The sequence below is a fragment of the Pseudarthrobacter sp. fls2-241-R2A-127 genome, assembly GCF_030209355.1.
Taxonomy (GTDB): domain Bacteria; phylum Actinomycetota; class Actinomycetes; order Actinomycetales; family Micrococcaceae; genus Arthrobacter.
In genome coordinates this window covers 42436-59521 of record NZ_JARVSF010000022.1, presented here as the reverse complement: position 1 = coordinate 59521, position 17086 = coordinate 42436, and the positions used below count along the sequence as shown (strand labels likewise).

General features: G+C 67.5%; 20 protein-coding genes and 2 pseudogenes. 15 read left to right on the top strand and 7 right to left on the bottom strand.

Translation table 11 applies throughout. The features are described from left to right. Positions 1-56: 56 nt before the first annotated feature. Both QRN53_RS15050 and QRN53_RS15045 read right to left on the bottom strand, forming a co-directional pair. Positions 57-1214, bottom strand: coding sequence for an ROK family transcriptional regulator (locus QRN53_RS15050; protein ID WP_285244644.1), 1158 nt, complete (start codon positions 1212-1214; stop codon positions 57-59). Continuing rightward, entirely contained in the window at positions 1211-3121 is a 1911-nt protein-coding gene (locus QRN53_RS15045; protein WP_285244643.1) for a hypothetical protein, read from the bottom strand. Before QRN53_RS15045 ends, QRN53_RS15050 begins: the two co-directional genes overlap by 4 nt. 143 nt (positions 3122-3264) lie before the next feature. On the opposite strand from QRN53_RS15045, the gene QRN53_RS15040 reads away from it, so the two are divergent. The 4 genes from QRN53_RS15040 to QRN53_RS15025 all read left to right on the top strand — a co-directional run bounded on the left by QRN53_RS15040 (position 3265) and on the right by QRN53_RS15025 (position 6158). After that, entirely contained in the window at positions 3265-4011 is a 747-nt protein-coding gene (locus QRN53_RS15040; RefSeq protein ID WP_285244642.1) for an ABC transporter permease, read from the top strand. A gap of 108 nt (positions 4012-4119) precedes the next feature. Beyond that, positions 4120-4713, top strand: coding sequence for a hypothetical protein (locus QRN53_RS15035; protein ID WP_285244676.1), 594 nt, complete (start codon positions 4120-4122; stop codon positions 4711-4713). A 142-nt stretch (positions 4714-4855) separates the two neighbouring features. Further along, positions 4856-5599, top strand: coding sequence for a YcnI family copper-binding membrane protein (locus QRN53_RS15030; protein ID WP_285244641.1), 744 nt, complete (start codon positions 4856-4858; stop codon positions 5597-5599). A 10-nt stretch (positions 5600-5609) separates the two neighbouring features. Then, positions 5610-6158 (top strand): copper resistance CopC family protein, encoded by a 549-nt coding sequence (locus QRN53_RS15025; RefSeq protein WP_285244640.1) that lies wholly within the window; start codon positions 5610-5612, stop codon positions 6156-6158. Between the two features lie 97 nt (positions 6159-6255). Here the strand turns inward: QRN53_RS15025 and QRN53_RS15020 are convergent, their stop codons facing one another. Continuing rightward, positions 6256-6801, bottom strand: a complete 546-nt coding sequence (locus QRN53_RS15020) for a YceI family protein (protein WP_285244639.1) — start codon at positions 6799-6801, stop codon at positions 6256-6258. A 159-nt stretch (positions 6802-6960) separates the two neighbouring features. On the opposite strand from QRN53_RS15020, the gene QRN53_RS15015 reads away from it, so the two are divergent. Then, complete coding sequence (locus QRN53_RS15015) at positions 6961-7371, top strand: hypothetical protein (RefSeq protein WP_285244638.1); 411 nt, start codon at positions 6961-6963, stop codon at positions 7369-7371. Continuing rightward, on the top strand, positions 7368-8153 hold the full coding sequence (locus QRN53_RS15010; protein WP_285244637.1) for a CDP-alcohol phosphatidyltransferase family protein: 786 nt from the start codon (positions 7368-7370) through the stop codon (positions 8151-8153). The genes QRN53_RS15015 and QRN53_RS15010 overlap by 4 nt, the downstream gene beginning before the upstream one ends. Positions 8154-8156: 3 nt before the next feature. Here the strand turns inward: QRN53_RS15010 and QRN53_RS15005 are convergent, their stop codons facing one another. Then, complete coding sequence (locus QRN53_RS15005; RefSeq protein ID WP_285244636.1) at positions 8157-8573, bottom strand: DUF302 domain-containing protein; 417 nt, start codon at positions 8571-8573, stop codon at positions 8157-8159. 56 nt (positions 8574-8629) lie between these two features. After that, on the bottom strand, positions 8630-8887 hold the full coding sequence (locus QRN53_RS15000) for a metal-sensitive transcriptional regulator (RefSeq protein WP_043452296.1): 258 nt from the start codon (positions 8885-8887) through the stop codon (positions 8630-8632). Between the two features lie 123 nt (positions 8888-9010). Here QRN53_RS15000 and QRN53_RS14995 point away from each other — a divergent pair, with 123 nt between their 5' ends. The 5 genes and pseudogenes from QRN53_RS14995 (at position 9011) to QRN53_RS14975 (ending at position 12250) form a co-directional block, all read left to right on the top strand. Then, positions 9011-9628 (top strand): rhodanese-like domain-containing protein, encoded by a 618-nt coding sequence (locus QRN53_RS14995; RefSeq protein WP_285244635.1) that lies wholly within the window; start codon positions 9011-9013, stop codon positions 9626-9628. After that, positions 9625-10383 (top strand): sulfite exporter TauE/SafE family protein, encoded by a 759-nt coding sequence (locus QRN53_RS14990; protein ID WP_285244634.1) that lies wholly within the window; start codon positions 9625-9627, stop codon positions 10381-10383. Before QRN53_RS14995 ends, QRN53_RS14990 begins: the two co-directional genes overlap by 4 nt. A 22-nt stretch (positions 10384-10405) precedes the next feature. After that, complete coding sequence (locus QRN53_RS14985) at positions 10406-10747, top strand: rhodanese-like domain-containing protein (protein ID WP_285244633.1); 342 nt, start codon at positions 10406-10408, stop codon at positions 10745-10747. Positions 10748-10791: 44 nt separating this feature from the next. Continuing rightward, a pseudogene (locus QRN53_RS14980) lies at positions 10792-10914 on the top strand (rhodanese-like domain-containing protein); the annotation flags it as partial. Between the two features lie 274 nt (positions 10915-11188). Next, complete coding sequence (locus QRN53_RS14975) at positions 11189-12250, top strand: IS110 family RNA-guided transposase (RefSeq protein WP_285244632.1); 1062 nt, start codon at positions 11189-11191, stop codon at positions 12248-12250. Between the two features lie 9 nt (positions 12251-12259). Here QRN53_RS14975 and QRN53_RS14970 read toward each other — a convergent pair whose 3' ends face one another. Then, entirely contained in the window at positions 12260-12823 is a 564-nt protein-coding gene (locus tag QRN53_RS14970; protein ID WP_285244631.1) for a hypothetical protein, read from the bottom strand. A 491-nt stretch (positions 12824-13314) separates the two neighbouring features. Here QRN53_RS14970 and QRN53_RS14965 point away from each other — a divergent pair. The 4 genes and pseudogenes from QRN53_RS14965 to QRN53_RS14950 all read left to right on the top strand — a co-directional run. Then, positions 13315-13488: pseudogene (locus QRN53_RS14965) on the top strand (rhodanese-like domain-containing protein); the annotation flags it as partial. 71 nt (positions 13489-13559) lie between these two features. After that, the gene (gene trxA / locus QRN53_RS14960; protein WP_285244630.1) at positions 13560-13922 is read left to right on the top strand and encodes a thioredoxin; all 363 of its coding nucleotides are present in this window, start codon (positions 13560-13562) and stop codon (positions 13920-13922) included. 110 nt (positions 13923-14032) lie between these two features. After that, positions 14033-15433: an MBL fold metallo-hydrolase gene (locus tag QRN53_RS14955; protein ID WP_285244629.1), complete on the top strand. Its 1401-nt coding sequence runs from the start codon at positions 14033-14035 to the stop codon at positions 15431-15433. A gap of 111 nt (positions 15434-15544) precedes the next feature. After that, complete coding sequence (locus tag QRN53_RS14950) at positions 15545-16828, top strand: MFS transporter (RefSeq protein WP_285244628.1); 1284 nt, start codon at positions 15545-15547, stop codon at positions 16826-16828. Here the strand turns inward: QRN53_RS14950 and QRN53_RS14945 are convergent. Then, complete coding sequence (locus QRN53_RS14945; protein WP_285244627.1) at positions 16825-17067, bottom strand: acyl carrier protein; 243 nt, start codon at positions 17065-17067, stop codon at positions 16825-16827. The two genes, QRN53_RS14950 and QRN53_RS14945, sit on opposite strands and share 4 nt — an antisense overlap. Between the last annotated feature and the right edge of the window lie 19 nt (positions 17068-17086).

Genomic DNA, 17086 nt, shown 5'->3' with positions numbered 1-17086 from the left:
AACGTCCGCTCGCCAGGACGGTGGCCGGTGCGTGCCGGTGTGATTTCCGTGGTGGTTCAGCGCAGCGACCGCTGGATGGCCAGGCAGGCGGCGCCCTTGCCCCACAGGTCGGCGTCCGCGGGTGCCACCTTGAGCCGGGGCAGGAAGTCCCCGCCCTCCAGCGCGTACTCCTGGAGGGACGCCGCCAGTCCGCGGGCCAGCAGGTCGTAGGCGGCGGAACCTTCACCGGTGATCACCACCAGTTCGGGGGCCGCCAAGTTGCACACCACCGCCAGGCCCCGCCCGATCCAGCCGCCAGCGGTGTCGAAGGCTGCCCTGGCGGTGGCCGCCTGCGCGCCTTGGCCGTCACGCGCCAGCTGCATGGCTGTGTCCACGTCCGCGGTGCCGGCGGCGGAGGCGATCGCCGCATCCCCCGCGAGTGCTTCCAGGCAGCCCCGCCGGCCGCAGCTGCACAGCGGGCCGTCCGGAACCAGCGGGATGTGGCCCAGTTCGCCGGCGGCTCCCTGGGCGCCGCCATAGACCTTTCCGTCGAACACGAGCCCCAGGCCGATGCCGGGGCCCAGGGTGACCACCGCGAAGTTGCGAGCGTTCCGGCCGTCGCCGAACAGGTGCTCGGCGACGGCCAGGGCGTTGACGTCGTTGTGGACGGTGACGGGCAGCGCGATCTGCTCCGCCAGGGGTGTTGCCACGTCCACCCCGCGCCAGCCCAGGAGCGGGGAAAAACGGCACATCCCGGCGTCGGGGTCCACGTGCCCGCTGACCGCCACCCCCACGCCCAGGGCCTTTTCCCGTGCGCCGGGCACTGAGTCGAGCAGCCGGTCCGCCAGGCCGGCCACTGCCCGGAAGGTGTCCGCCGGCACCAGCGGAACGTCTGTTTCCTCGCCCCGGGCCAGCACGTTCGCGCCGAGGTCCGTAACAACGCCGGAGATGATCCGGGGACCGATCTTGATGCCCACAGCGGTGTGCTTGGTGGCCACCACCTCGATCAGGCGCTCCGGCCGGCCGCGGCCGTTGGGGGTGGTGGGGGCCTCCACCACGTATCCCTGGTCCACCAGTGGCCGGAGCGTCCGGGCAATGGTGGACGGGTCCAAGGAAGTCTGCCGGGCGAGCTCCACCCGGGAGATCGGCGCGTGCCGCAGCACCAGGGAAAACAGTCCTGCCCGGTGCGGATCCCTGAGGGCGGGAACCCCGAAGGCCGGTGTCGGTGTGCTCACATGTCCAACTCTATCCAGTTCAGGTTGATGGCTCCCTTGTCCGTGGCGCCCCTGCCGATGGTCACCAGGTTCAGGCCGGCGTCGAGGGTGATGGCGCCCTCCATTACGCCCCAGGTGTCCCACGAGGCCAGCCCCGGGAAGCTGACGTGCATGGGCCCGTCCACGGTGGATCGGTCGACCTTTTCGGCGGTGACCGTCATGGTGCTGGTATCGCCTGTGGCGTTGGCGTACCGGTAGCGGATGGCGTAGCTGCCGCGGTGCGGGACCTGGACGGCGAACGTGACCAGCGGGTCTGCACTGCCGGACCCGGCCTGGAGTCCGTCCACGAAGCCGTTGCCGTCATGACCGGGGTGGTTGTTGTTGAAGCCGGCACCGCCGCCCCAGGTTGCGAAGGCTGCGGGGTACCGGGTGGTGCCATGCATCTTCGGCGGGGTGACGCGGAAGATGGCGGAGGAATGCGGGGCCAGTACGGCCGTGGCTTTGGTGTCCATGCCCAGGTTCCTGTGCTCCCAAAGGTCCCGGACGTTGGCCCCGGTGGCCAAGCCGAGGTCCTTGGCGAAGTCGATGGTCTTGGTGACGGTTTCGGTGTCGCTGCGGTTGAACAGCGCAACGCCCCACGAACCGTCCGGGAGCTGCCCGGCCCAGCGTTCGGTGTCGCGTGAGCCGGGGTCTTCCGAGAACGGGGTGGCGGAGCGGTAGAGGGGCTTGCCCACCAGGCCGTCGGCATTGAGCTGGAGGACTTCCTTGTTGGTGTACACCCAGCCGTTGGTGCCGATCTGCTGGTAGGTGTCGCCGATGGCCAGGGGCGATCCGGCCGCGACCATCAGGTTCATCATGGTTTTGCGTTCCTCGTCGCTGGCGAAGGTGCTGGCCCGCATGAAGTCGCCGTCCAGGATCAGCTGGCCCCTGCCGTTGCGGTGGGACCAGCCGGTGAACCCGCAAAACGGGTTGGCCCAGTTGGGCCAGGCGTCCTGCCAGTTCTGGCGCATCCCGCTCAGCCGGTCCCAGCCGCCCTTGTCGGCGTCGGCGTTGATCCGCACCAGGTCGCCGTTGGCCAGTTCCGCCGAACCGTTCTGGAACATGTGCGGCATCACGAGCGAAACTTCCAGGTCGTCGCCGGCTGCCTCGTTGATCCAGGAGAGGGCCAGCTCATAGTTGGCCCGGCCGTGCGGGGCGTTGACCTGCCCGATGTTCGCGTCCCTTCCGTCCTCGTACCAGGAGAGGAAGTCGGTCCGCAGGTAGGGGACGCCGAGGTCCTTGAAGTAGCGGACGTAGCCCTGGACGTATTCTTTGGCGCCGGGCTTGGTGGCGTCCAGCCAGTACAGCTGGTTTCCGCCGATGTCCCGGGCGAAGAAGTCCCCGGGGGCCACGAGGTCCGCGATCTTGATGTCGGGCCGGCCCAGGACGGTCTTGGAGGTGTCCTCGACGGCGGCCTGGTGCACCCAGAGCGGGTTGTAGTACACACCGAGCTTCATCTTCCTCGCGGCCAGGTACTTGGCCCAGTAGGCCCAGTCGTGCTGCCAGGAGTCGTTGTAGCTGGTGATGTAGCCGTTGGCGGTGGTGCGGCTGGAGCCTTCGATCCAGCCGTCCGTGCAGGCGATGTCGTAACCGAATTCGGCGAAGTTGGCGGCCAGCCAGTCGATGTTGGCCTTCCACTCGTTTTCCGGGATGGGGGCGTTGTGCGGGAACGAGTACCCGTAGATGTTCCAGTACCTGGGTCCGGCACCGCTGCGGGTGAACACACTGTTCCGGCTCGCCACGCGGAGCGGCGGCGCAGCGGTCACGAGGATGCCGGGGCGGGCGGTGACGGCGGTGGAGGCCTGGGCGGAGGTTGCCATGCCCAGGGCGTAGGCGAGGGTGGCGGCACTGCCGGTGGTGAGCAGCGTGCGTCGGGACAGGTTCATCATCGATCAGTCCTTTGGGAGGGAGGTGGGGCACACAAAAGTATTCACGGGCTATATTCGTGCGTCAAGCATTTAATTAATTGCAGGTCCGGGAGAGCACCGGTGAAGGTGCACAACGGAACGCCCGCGGTCAGTAAGCTGTGCACATGCCCGACCTCGCCGCACTGGCCCCCACCCTCGCGGCCATCGCCATCCTGGCGGCACTCACAGTGGGCATCCTCTGGGGCTCGCGCACGCCGTCGTACCTCTCCCCCGCCCTGGCCATCCTCCGTGGCGCGCTGCAGCTGGCGGTCATCAGCCTGGTCCTCGGTGGCGTCATCACCAGCCCGCTATGGGTGGGCCTGGCTCTTCTGGTGATGTTCACCGTGGCGTCCGTGACGGCCGCGCGGCGGCTCACCTGGTCCTGGCGGCGGTTCGCCGTGGTGGCCGCGACCATGGCAGCCGGCATCCTGGTGACGGTGGCCATCGTGTTCGGTACCGGCGCCATCGAATTTTCACCGCGGTACGCGCTGGCCGTCGGCGGGATCGTGATCGGCAACTCCATGACCATCGCCACGCTGGCCGGCCGCCGGTTCGTCGAGGCCGTCCTGGAGCAGTGGGACCAGGTGGAGGGCTGGCTGGCGCTCGGCGCGACGCCCCGCCAGGCCACCCTCATCCAAGCCCGGCAGGCAGTGCATTCGGCACTGATCCCCTCAACCGACCAAACCAAGACCACCGGCCTGGTGACGCTCCCCGGCGCGTTCGTGGGCGCCATCTTCGGCGGCGCCTCGCCCCTGGAAGCCGGGCGGTTCCAGGTAGTGGTGCTGGCGTCCATCATGGCGGCCGGGTCCATTACCGCCGTGACGTTGATCCGGTCACTCGGCAACGTCACAGTGCGGCCCGACCCGCTCTAGGGCCGGGGCGCCGCCACGGCGCCGACAGCTGGGGGCGCTCCGATTACGCGCCACGGCGCCGCCTTCCCTAGAGTGGTACCCGGTAGAACATTGGAAGAAGGGGTGGCGATGGGTACGAGCGCGCCGTTCCGCTTCCCCCGCGCCTTCGCGTTCACGGTGGCAATGTTCGCCCTCGCCGCCGGAGCCCACGTGCTGGCCCGCGGCGTGATGCCCCAGCCGGCCATCGTGGCCGGGCTCTTTGCCCTGGTCCTGCTGCCCGTCATGGCGCTCGCCAAAACCCGGGTCAACTCCCCCGTGATGGCGGGCCTGCTCATCGGCGGCCAGCTCCTCCTCCATGAGGCTTTCACCACCCTCTCGGCGTCATCCGGCTTCACGCCGGTTCCGGGAACCCACCTCCACCCGGGTGGACCGCTTGGCGCCGAAGCAGTGGCCGCGGCACCGGAACACCTCCACGCAACGGACCCGCTGATGCTGGTCCTGCACGCCGTGGCAACCGTGGCCACCGCCCTGGTGCTGGCCCGCGGCGAAGCGGCCGTCTGGGCTTTTGCGGCATGGCTGCGGCCACTGATCCGCATCCTGACGCTGGTGCTCCTGCCTGACTGGCCGCAACTTCCAGCACCGCGCCGCCTCAATGTGGTGCTGCGCGCCGCTTTCCTCCGGCTCCCCGACCTGCGCGGTCCGCCGCGCGCTGCCGCCTCCTGAGCGGCACCTGACCCAACCCTGCTGATCCGGGCCCAAGGCGTTGCCCTTGGACAGCCGCCTTTGCGCCCCGGTCAGCCATGCCCCCGCGCCCGGCCGCATCCGCGGCTGCCCCGGCGCACCCACATCTTGTGAAAGCGACACCATGAACACCAAAATCCGCCACACCGCCAAGGCCTTCGCCGCCCTCACCGCAGCAGCCGGAATGCTCGCCGCCGGCGCCGCCGCCGCTTCCGCCCACGTCTCTGTGGACCCGGACGATACCGGTGCCAACGGCTACTCGCACCTGACCTTCAACGTCCCCAACGAGTCCCCCACCGCCAAGACGAACCGGCTAGAGGTCAAGCTGCCCACGGACACGCCCTTCACGTCCGTGTCCGTCAAGCCGGTGGAAGGCTGGACCGCGCAAGTGGTCACCGGAGATCTGCCCAAGCCCGTCACGGTGGCCGGCGCAACGGTCACCAAGGCGCCCACGTCGGTGGTCTGGACCGCCGACGAGGCACACCAGCTGGGCCAGAACCAGTACCAGGCGTTTTCGCTGTCAGTGGGCCGGCTGCCCGCCGCCGGGACCACGGTGGTGCTGGAGGCCGCCCAGAGCTACACCGACGGGACGGTGGTGAACTGGAACGAGCGGGCTGCCGACGGCCAGCCCGAGCCCAAGCACCCGGCCCCCTCCTTCACCACCACTGCCGAGGACGGCACGGCGGCAAACACCACCACCGCCTCGGCTGCGGCTTCTCCTGCTCCCGCCGCCTCCGAGGGCATGGAACGCACCTCCGATGCGGCTTCGATCTGGGGCGTGGTCCTGGGCGCGGCAGGCTTTGTCCTTGGCGCGACAGCCTTGGCCCTGGTGGTGGCCGGCCGCCGTGCCCGGTCCGCAGGATACTAGGAGACCTCACGTGCAGTCAACAATTCCGCGCCGCCTCCGGCGCTTCCTGCTGATTCTGGCCCTGGCGGCTTTTCCGCTCGCCCTGGCCGCACCCGCGCAGGCGCACGACGTGCTTGAATCCAGTGACCCTGCGAATGGATCCTCCGTGCCGGCGGTTCCCAGCCAGATCGGGCTGACGTTCGACCACACGCCAATGGGCATCGGATCGGTTGTACAGGTCCAGGACGCCAATGGAACGGACCAGGCCGACGGCGCCGTCACCATCGTGGACAACCACGTCACCCAGGCCGTGAAAGCCGGCGCCCCCGCAGGCAAATACACGGTCACTTGGCGGGTGGCCTCTTCCGATGGGCACCCCATTGAAGGAACGTTCACGTTCACGGCCGGCGCCGGCAGCTCCGGCGCGGCAGCGCCGGCCGCCGGTGCCGCGGCCGGCCCTGCGGGGCCCCAGTCAGGCGTGGTCATCGCCGGCGGGGCTGCCGCCGTCCTGGTGATCGGCCTGGCTATCGGTGCGGCCCTGGTGCGGCGGCGGCTCAAGAACCCGGACTCCGACGCCTGACCAGGCCGGATGGCCGGCCGGGCCGGAGGACTGGCAGGGGCGGGCGCTGCGCCACACGCGCAGTGTCCGCCCCGGCCGCCGTCGGGTGGGTCCCCGGTCAGCCCTGCTTTACCAGTGCGGCTTCGAGGTTGATCTTCACCTTGTCGCTGACCAGCAGGCCGCCGGTTTCCAGGGCTGCGTTCCAGGTCAGCCCGAATGCCTTGCGGCTGATCTCGGTCTCGGCGGAGAAGCCCGCCCGCGTGGCGCCGAACGGGTCCACGGCAACACCGGTGAACTCAACTTCGAGCTCTACCGGCTGGGTGACGCCCTTGATGGTCAGGTCCCCGGTCAGGGTGTAATCCTCCCCGTCACCTTCGATACGGGTGCCGCGGAAGGTCATCTCGGGAAACTTCTCGACGTCGAAGAAGTCCTCGCCCCGGACGTGCGCATCACGGTTGGCGTCGCCGGAGTCGAAGCTGGCCGTGGCCACGGTGGCGTGCAGGGTTGAGTCGGCCAGGGACTCCCCCACCCGGGCTTCGGCCGTGGCCTCGGTGAAGCGGCCACGGACCTTGCTGATGCCGGCATGCCGGACGCTGAAGCCGATCTCGCTGTGCGACATGTCCAGGGTCCAGGTTCCGGGGGTGAGTTGCTGGGGAAGGGTCATGGTGGTTCTCCTTGCTCGTAGGGCCGCAGGCCTCCTGCCCGCTATGGGCGCAAGGTTGCGGATGGTCCTAAATATTCCGCATTGAACCCGCATTTATAAGGGGGCAGGGTGAACCGGGAGGGAACTTCGGGCGTATACATAAGCGTGGCACTAAGACTATTGACCGCCCTTGCGTTGTTCATTGATGCCGGCGTACACCTCTTCCTGGCACCGGGCTACCAAAACGCGCAGCCGGGCACCGTCAGCCAGGGCACCCTCTTCCTGCTGGAGGCCGCCGTGGCTGCTGTGGCCGGGATCTTTGTCCTGCTCCGGGGCAGCCGGGCAGCCTACGCGGTGGCCTTGCTGGTGGCCCTGAGCGCCTTCGCTGCCGTGATGCTGTACCGGTACGTTGACATCCCGGCCATCGGACCGATCCCCGCCATGTACGATCCCGTCTGGTTCTTCTCGAAGACCCTCAGCGCCGTCGCCGAGGGAGCCGGGGCCCTCCTGGCCGCCGCGGGACTGGCCCGGGGGTCCGGGAAGCGGCGGTCCGCCGCGGTGAAACGCCCGACGACGCGTCCCGGCACGTGATTCCCCGTCCGGGTTCCGCGGAACGCCGGTGGGCCGGGTCCGCCGCCGTCGTCAGTGTGCGGGCGGAGGTGGCAGGGCCTCGCGGCGCGGCCGGGCGTGCCGTCCCCGACGCGCTGGCCGCCGTGGCCGCCTATGGTTTGGCGGCGTTGTGGCTGTCATCGTTGTCCGCCGAGGGGTTTCCCGTGCAACTGGCAGGCCTGTGCGCGGGCGCGCTGGTCTCAGGTGCCGCGGCCGCTTCAGTGCTGCGGCGGGTACCCCGTTTCTCCACTCCGGCCGACCGTGTGACGCTGCTGCGCGCCGTCCTCGCCGCCCTCTGTGCCGCGCTGGCGGTCCCCCAGCTGTTTACGGGCCCCCGGGCGGACCTTCTGGTTCCGGTCCTGGGCGGGCTGGCTTTCCTGTTGGACGGGGTGGACGGGGCCGTGGCGCGGCGGACCGGGCTGTCGTCCACGGCGGGGGCGCGCTTCGATGCGGCCACCGACGCCGGACTGGTCCTTGCGTTGTCCGTCGCGGCCGCTGCACGGGTGGGGCCGTGGGTGCTGGCGATAGGGGGCATGTACTACGTGTTCGTGGCCGCGGGAGTGTTCCGGCCACAGCTCCGGGGGCCACTGCCGCCAAGCCAGTCGCGGAAGGCGATCGGGGCGTTCCAGCCGTTGGCGCTGCTGGTTGCCCTGCTCCCCGGAGTACCCGGCCTTGCCGCGGTGTCCGTTCCGGCGGCGGCCCTGGCGCTGCTGGCGTTTTCCTTCACACGGGACGTGGTGCAGTTGGAGACCGGCCGCCGGTGACTCTTAAGCTCCTGCGCCGCCCAGGCTGGCGAGGGCCTTCCGGAGGCGCGTCCCGGCGTCGTCCGCCACGTCCTTGACGGACGGGGCTTCGCTGAGCTGGACCATGGTCTTCGGGTCGATCGCCTCAACGGTGGTCTCATGCGCATCGGCCGCGCGGCGCACCACCACGTTGCACGGCAACAGGGCGCCCATCTGCGGCTCGGCGGCGAGGGCCTTGCTGGCCAGGGACGGGTTGCAGGCGCCGAGAATCACGTAATCGCCGACGGCGGCCGCGGCTTCATCGCCCAGCTTGGCCTGGAAGGTGGAACGGATGTTGATTTCGGTAAGGATTCCGAAACCCTCGGCGGCAAGGGCGTCACGGGTGCGGTCCACTGCTTCCGCCCACGGGAGGGAAACGGTGGTGGCCAGGGTGTAGCTCATGATGCTCCTTAGGGTTGCCGAATGGTCTGCTGCCGTGGGACTGCCAGGGCGTCGAATTATGCCAGGGAGAGGAAGAGCTTCTCCAGGTCTTTCCGGTCCATGGTCTCGTCCTTCTGGACGATGCACTGCTCCAGTCCGGTGGCGATGATGGCGAAGCCGGCCCGGTCGAGGGCTTTGGAGACAGCTGCCAGCTGGGTGACGACGTCCTTGCAGTCCCGGCCTTCTTCAAGCATCCGGGTGACGGCGGCGAGCTGGCCCTGCGCGCGCTTGAGGCGGTTGATCACGGGTGTGAGTTCGGTGGGGTTCAGTTCCATAAGGGGTCTCCATCCATGGGGGGCTTGCCCTCAACTATATACCCCCATGGGTGTTTTGACTACCCCCGGGGGTATCTGTAATACTCGGTGGGGTATCCACCTGACCCTCCCGAGAGGCTACTTATGACTTCCCCTTCCAAAGCAGGCGCCGTGACCGCACTCGCTCCCGAGACCCTGCAGTCCTGGATCAAAGAGCACCAGGACCTCGTGGTGATTGACGTGCGCTCTGCCGCCGAATTCGAGTCCATGCACATCCGCGGCTCCTACAACGTGCCGCTGCCGCTGCTTTCCGAGCACACCGATGAACTCGCCGCCCGGCTGGGCTCACGGGTGGTCCTGGTCTGCCAGTCCGGCGTCCGCGCCGAGCAGGCCCGCCAGCGCATGACCACCGTCGGCCTGGACACCGCCTACGTCCTCACCGGCGGCGTCCCCGGCTTTGCCGCCGCCGGCGGCGACGTCGTCAAGGGCAAAGACCGCTGGGACCTGGAGCGCCAGGTCCGCCTGGCCGCAGGTTCCCTGGTGATGCTGGGCCTGGTGGGCGGCAAGTTCGTCTCGCCAAAGGTCCGTATGCTGGCCGGCGCCATCGGCACGGGCCTGACCTTCTCGGCCGCCACCAACACCTGCGCCATGGGCAAGGCCCTCTCGGCCATGCCGTGGAACAAGGCTGCCACGGAGCCCACCCGCGAAAGCGCCATCCTGCAGCTTCCCGTCCAGCCGGCCGAAGAGGGCGCGGCGGCATGATCGCGGCCCTGGGTTTGGGGCTCGTCGTCGGCGTCGTACTGGGCGTAGTAGGCGGCGGCGGGTCCATCATTGCCGTTCCAGCCCTGGTGTACGGCGTGGGCATGAGCCCCGCCCAGGCCATTCCCACCTCGCTGCTGGTGGTGGGAATCTCCTCGCTCGCGGCCCTGATCCCCCGCATCCGCGAGGGCTTGAACTGGCCTGTCATCGCCCTCGTCGGCGCGGCCGGCATCCCGGCAGCCTGGGCAGGCGCGGCCGTGGGAAAGCTGCTGGATCCGAACATTTTGATGCTGGCCTTTGCCGCGATCATGGTGATTGCCGGAATCCGAATGCTCAGCAAACCCCGCGAAACCGAGGGCTCCTGCAGCATCGGCCCGCACCGGGCCTTCCGCACCTGCGCGCCGAAGGCCGTGGGCGTGGGCCTGCTCGTCGGGTTCCTCACCGGACTGCTCGGCGTGGGCGGCGGCTTCCTGATCACTCCCGCGCTGACCATCTTCCTGGGCCTGCGCATGAAGCAGGCCGTGGGAACCTCACTGGCCATCATCGTGGTCAACTCGGCTGCCGGGTTCAGCGCCCACGCGGCCGGCTTCACCATTGACTGGGCCACCACCCTGGCGTTCGCCATCCCGGCGATCGTTGGATCACTGGTTGCCGCCCGGTTTGCCCGCCGCCTGAAGGACAAGCACATCCGCATCTCGTTCGCGGTACTCATCTTCGCCGTTGCGGCGTGGGTCACCGCCGGCACGGTCACCGCCTGACCCATCCACAAAGGAGAACACCATGGGACTTCTCGACTCCCTCAAGAAGGCCTTCAGCAAGCCCTACAAAACGATTTCCGTGGCCCAGGCCAAGGAACTCCTGGGTTCGGGTGCCACGCTGATCGACGTCAGGTCCGCGCAGGAATGGCGGACCGGCCGGGCACCACAGGCCAAGCACGTCCCCCTGGACCGGCTGCAGGCCAGCACTGCCGGCATCCAAAAGGCCAAGCCGGTGATCGCGGTCTGCGCCTCCGGCGTTCGCTCCGCCTCCGCAGCCCGGATGCTGGCCGCCAAGGGGTACGACGCCTACTCGGTGCGCGGCGGCATGGCCGCCTGGCGCCAGGCCGGCGAACCCGTCCGCTAGACACACCACCCCCAGCCAACAACCACTTCGAAGGAGAAACCACCATGGCTGAAATCACCATCACCGAAACCGACCAGCGCCGCTCCACCGCGCGCATCCTCGACGTCCGCGAGGACTTTGAGGTGGCCGAGGGCATGATCCCCGGCGCCCTGCACATCCCCATGGGCTGTAAGTCTTTACCTGGTTGCTCCGCGAGCAACTGGCAGTCTGATGCTGTGGCCTTGCTAGGGCGTGACTCACCCATGGGTTTGCCTTCGAATTGAGTCTTGCGGAGTGCGCTTTCTTGGATATGTCCGCCTTAGCCGGGCCCAGCATCGGTTCTGTCTACAGCGCTGGCCTGATTAGAAGCATGCCCATCCGTGCACTGGTGTGGCCCATTACAGACCTGCCACGCCGTAACCCACCGATGCGACTTCATTTCCGGTATTCAGGAGGAAAAAGATGATCGTTGCAGAACACTTCGGCTTCATCGTTGGCATTGATACCCATGCCAAAACCCACACCCTCGCCATCATCAACACCGCCAGCGGCGGAGAAGTCGCGAACGAAACATTCCCCGCCACCGCAGCTGGCGGGACCCGCGCCCTGTCCTGGATCCTGCGGCGCACCGGGGCTTCCGTGGAGACCGTCCTTCTCTCCATGGAAGGAACAGGATCGTACGGTGCGAAACTTAGGCAACAGGCTGCCGAGGCGGGCTTCCCCGTCACTGAAGCGCCAATCCCCAACCAGCGACTGGGCAGATACCAGGGCAAATCCGATTCCATCGACGCCGCCCGTGCAGCGCGAGCTGTTCTAAGCGTCTCAATGGACCGGCTGCGCGAACCTCGCTCGGGCCAAAACCACATGGCACTTCGCATCCTGTCCAACGCGCGACGCAGCATGGCACGGGAACGCACCGCTGCCATCAACGCCCTTACAGCCCTCCTGCGCGTGGTTGACCTGGGTCTTGATGCCCGAAAGCCGCTGACCGCCGCGCAAATCAAAACCATCGCCGCCTGGCGGGAACGGGACGAGGAATTCGGCATCCAGACCTGCCGCCGAGAAGCCACACGCCTTGCGAAGCAAATCCTGACCCTGCAAGAACAGATGGCACAGAACCACGCAGAACTGGAGAGCCTCGTGCGGCAAGTTCAGCCGGCTCTTCTGGAGATCTACGGCATTGGTCCGGTGTTGGCTGCAATCATCCTCACGGCCTGGTCACACGCAGGAAGAGTGCGCTCGGAGGCGGCTTTCGCGGCCTTAGCTGGCACTTGCCCCGTCCCTGCATCATCAGGGGGCACAACACGATTCCGACTGAACCGCGGCGGTGACCGCCAACTGAACAAAGCCCTTTACACAATCGCCCTCATCAGAATGAACCGGGATCCGGACACGAGAACCTACGTCGCGAAGCGAACAAGCCAAGGACGCACTAAAAAGGAAATCATCCGCAGCCTCAAGAGATACATCACCCGCCAGATCTACAGAACCCTCAACAACAGCGGCCCGGAGCCAGCGCGCTGAACAAGGAGTTCAGGAACGTCCGTCGGCAGCTGCTGACCGGCCGCCTAGAACTTCGCTCATCTTGTCTAATGATTCGGGGCGGGCGGCGACGTCCACCTTGCCCTCGTCCGTTAGGAGTGTCATGGCCTCGAGCCCTGGGACCTGAATGTACCTACCGTCCTTGCCTCTCAACTTTCGACGCTGCGGTAACAGCTCCTGGACTTTGATGGTTGTCGCCCGCCCTGACGGTTCTAGGGTGTCGTACACCGCAGGCTGGAAGTGGATGGACCCGGTGCTGGGTGTCGCTATGCCTTGGTTCCATATGCTCGTAAGCGAACCGGCCGGCGAGTCCGGGTAGCGGATGTAGGCCATGATCTGGCCATGTTCATCGAGGCGTGCCCTAGTTTTGCGTCTCCGCTTTGTTTCGAAGAAGGCAAGGAGCCCGTACGCCAAGGTCCACATGGCAGCGGTGATAATGGCGTTCTCTAGGTTCTGTTGCCCAAAAGCCCACCAAATAGCCGTAGCCAAGACAAAGAGAAGTACGTAACCCACGGTCAGGGTCAAATATGGGTGCGCTCGAACCCATTCCTTCATGGGGCAATACTAAGCAAGCTGTCTCACTGCGCAATACTTCCGCTTGACGAATATAGAAGCATCAAACGACTCAGGCCAGCGGCTCCTGCGGGCTGGCTGCCCGCCGGCGTCGACGGATTTCTCTCACTGCTAGACCAGATTGAACAAGCCATCCGATCCCAAGGAGCACAGCTAGGACTGCAGGCCATCCCGACCAGCCGAGGACGCCAATTAGGATCCAGCCAACACCGATCGTCATCCAGGCGTATTTCTGCCAGTTCAAATCGGAAATCGAACTTTTCCGAAACCGGATTGAAGCTTGCATCCTGGCCAGCAGCTTTTCCCACACGGAGCTTCCTTAGATCCTCGTCCCGCTCACCGCAACGTATCCGTGAGCATACGTTTCCTCGGCCCTATTGTCTCCTGCTCGTCCTTGGCTCGGAGTCCAATCCACTCTGTCTCCCATGACCTGCTCGGGATAATGAACCACGCTTGACGAATATAGAAGCATCCAGCTGCAGGTCCGGCTGGGCGAGCTTGACCCGGCCGTCCCCGTGATCGCCGTCTGCCGCAGCGGCAACCGCAGCGCCGCCGTCGCCGATGCCCTCAACGGCGCAGGTTACAAGGCGGACACCATGGCCGGCGGCATGACCGCCTGGACCCGCGCCGGACTTCCCACCACCTAACCCCGCCTCGCGTGGCGGAACAGCAAACCCAGGGCAACCAAACAACGTCGCCCGAAAGGACTCGACAGACCATGGCAACCATCGACATCACCCAGCAATCCTTCGCCCGGACCCTGGAGGACAACAACGTCGTCTTCGTTGACTTCTGGGCATCCTGGTGCGGACCCTGCCGCTTGTTCGCCCCGATTTTCGGCGCCGCCGCGGAACGCCACCCGGACATCACCTTCGCCAAGGTGGACACCGAAGCCGAGAAAGCGCTCGCCGCAGCAGCGAACATCACCGCCATTCCCACCCTCATGGCCTTCAAGGACAAGACCCTGGTGTTCTCCCAGCCCGGCGCCCTCAACGCCACCGGCCTGGAGGAAGTCATCCAGGCCGTCAAAGAGCTGGACGTGGACCAGGCCCGCGCCGAAGCCACCCAGCAGCACGCCTGAGCATTCGGTCCAACCAGCCGCATACCCCTCGTTGCGAGATACCCCCAGGGGTATCTATACTGGATGCAGGACACCCCCCAATCCCCTTTCAAACTGAAGGAGAGCACCACATGCTTATCGAGCGCATTTACGACGAAGACCTCGCCCAGGCCAGCTACCTGATCGGCTGCCAGGCCAAGGGTGAAGCCATTGTGGTGGACGGCCGCCGCGACATCGCCGTCTACCAGGACCTCGCCGCCAAGAACGGCATGAAGATCGTGGCCGTCACCGAGACCCACATCCACGCCGACTACCTCTCCGGCACCCGCGAGCTCGCAGCCGCCACCGGCGCCAAGATCTACGTCTCCGGCGAAGGCGGCCCGGACTGGCAGTACGAATTCGACGGCGAACGGCTCCACGACGGCGACACCATCGCCCTGGGCAACATCACCATCAAGGCGGTCCACACCCCGGGCCACACCCCCGAGCACCTGTCCTTCCTGGTCACCGACGGCGCCTTCAGCGACAAGCCCGGCTACCTGCTCTCCGGAGACTTCGTCTTCTCCGGCGACCTGGGCCGTCCGGACCTGCTGGATGAAGCCGCCGGCGGCATCGACACCCGCTTCGAGGGAGCCAAGCAGCTCTTCGCCAGCCTCCGTGACAAGTTCCTCCCCCTGCCGGACTACGTCCAGGTCCACCCGGGCCACGGCGCCGGCAGCGCCTGCGGCAAGGCCCTGGGCGCCATCCCGTCCTCAACGGTCGGGTACGAACGCCTCTACGCCTGGTGGGGCCCGTACCTGGCCGCCAACGACGAGCAGGGCTTCATCAACGAACTCCTCGACGGCCAGCCGGACGCACACGCCTACTTCGCCCGGATGAAGCGCGAAAACCGGGAAGGCCCCGCCGTCATGGGCGAACGGGCCCCGCTGCAGGAACTTGCCACGGACGCCGTCGCCGCGGGCCTGGCGGAGGACACCCTGACCTTCATCGACACCCGCTCCAACGGTGAGGTCCACGAAGGCACAGTGGTGCGCTCCCTGAACGTCCCGGCCGGCAAATCCGTGGCCAGCTACGGCGCCTGGGTGGTCAACCCCGAGACGGACAAGAACCCGCTGGTGCTCCTTGCCAAGGACCAGGACCAGGCCCAGGACATGTGGGACCACCTGGTCCGAGTGGGCATCGACAACGTGGCCGGCTACCTGACCAGCATCGAAGGCCTGCCCGCGTTCACCCCCAAGCTGATCCAGCCCGGAGAACTCGAGAACTTCGACGCCGCCATGGTCCTGGACGTCCGCAACAAGACCGAGTACAAGGCCGGTCACGTCCCGGGCTCCTACCAGCTCAGCGGCGGCCGCGTCATGTGGCACCTCGATGAGCTGCCGGCCGGCGGCACCATCGTGTCCTACTGCCAGTCCGGCGTCCGGAACTCCGTAGCCGCCAGCGCCCTGCGCCGGGCCGGGTACGACGTCGTCGAACTCGACGGCAGCTACGCCGCCTGGAACGCGTGGCAGAACAGCGTCCCCGCCGTCTGACCAGGACACCCCACAGACCGCCCGGGCAGGACCCCCCTCCCGCCCGGGCCCGGCCCGGACGCATCCCCCGCGCGTCCGGGCCACCTTTTGCCCTATCAGAACGGAGCCACCATGCAGGGCAACACCCTCCGCGGCACCAGCGGATCCACTCCGGCGGTGCTGGGCCTGCGGCAGAACCTGGCCCAGTTCATGCTGCTGGTAGCAGTCAACGCCCTGGTGGGCGGGACCCTGGGCCAGGAGCGCACGGTCCTGCCGCTGCTCGCGTCCCAGGAGTTCCACCTCGACCTGTACACGGGCGCACTGACCTACATCCTCGCCTTCGGCCTGTCCAAGGCCGCCATGAACTACTTCGCAGGCACGCTCTCCGACCGGTACGGCCGGAAGCCTGTCCTCATCGCCGGCTGGCTGGCAGCGGTCCCCGTCCCGGTGATGCTCATCGTCGGCCCGTCCTGGGGCTGGATCGTGGCGGCCAACGTGCTGCTCGGCGTCAGCCAGGGCCTCACCTGGTCCACCGCCGTCATCATGAAAATGGACCTCGTTGGCCCCAAGCAGCGCGGCCTGGCGATGGGCTTTAACGAGGCCGCGGGCTACCTGGGCGTCGCCGTGACGGCCCTGGCCACCGGATACCTCGCCACCGCCTACGGCCTGCGCCCTGCCCCGTTCCTGCTGGGTGCCGCCTACATCGCCCTCGGACTCGGGCTGACCGTCCTGGCCGTGCGGGAGACCCACCACCATGCCAGGACCGAGGCCGCAGGGCACGTCAGCGCCCAAGGCGGCGCCCATGCGGGCCTGACCACCGGCCAGGTGTTCACCCTCACCAGTTTCAAGGACCGTTCACTGTCCGCCGCCAGCCAGGCCGGGCTGGTCAACAACCTCAACGACGGCCTGGCGTGGGGCCTCTTCCCCGTCCTGTTCGCCGGTGCCGGGCTGGGCCTGGGCCAGATCGGCATTCTGGCCGCCGCCTACCCGGCAGCCTGGGGCGCGGCCCAGCTGGTGACCGGCGCAGCCTCGGACCGGTGGGGCCGCAAATGGTTCATCGCCGCCGGCATGCTGGTGCAGGCTGCCGCCCTGGCGGTCATTGCCTCAGCGCACGGCTTCGCACCCTGGCTCGCGGGCGCCGTCGTGCTGGGCCTGGGGACCGCCATGGTCTACCCCACGCTGCTGGCAGCCATCGGCGATGTGGCCCACCCGGCCTGGCGCGCCCGCTCCGTGGGCGTGTACCGGCTGTGGCGCGACGGCGGATTCGCCGTGGGTGCCCTGCTCTCCGGGGTGCTCGCGGACCTTTACGGCATCCCCGCCGCCATCGCCGCCGTCGCGGTCCTCACCGCTGTTTCGGGCCTGGTGGTTGCCGTGCGCATGCGCGGGAACGACCATGCGGCGGGGCAAACCCCCTAACCGTGTCCGGCCACGTAGGCCACCAGCCCGTCCACGGTGGCCACCGCCGGGTAGTCAGCCTCCGGAATATCCACGCCCGTGGACTCGGCAACCACCTCCACCAGGCGGAGGAAATCCAGCGAATCCAGTTCCAGGTCCTGGCGCAGCCTGGCGGCGCCGTCCAGGTCTCCGGGCTCAACGTCCGGCGCTACTTTGCCGATCGCCGTCTCCACGGCCCGGCGCGCGTCCTGTTGGTTCACGGCTCCTCCTCGATCAAGC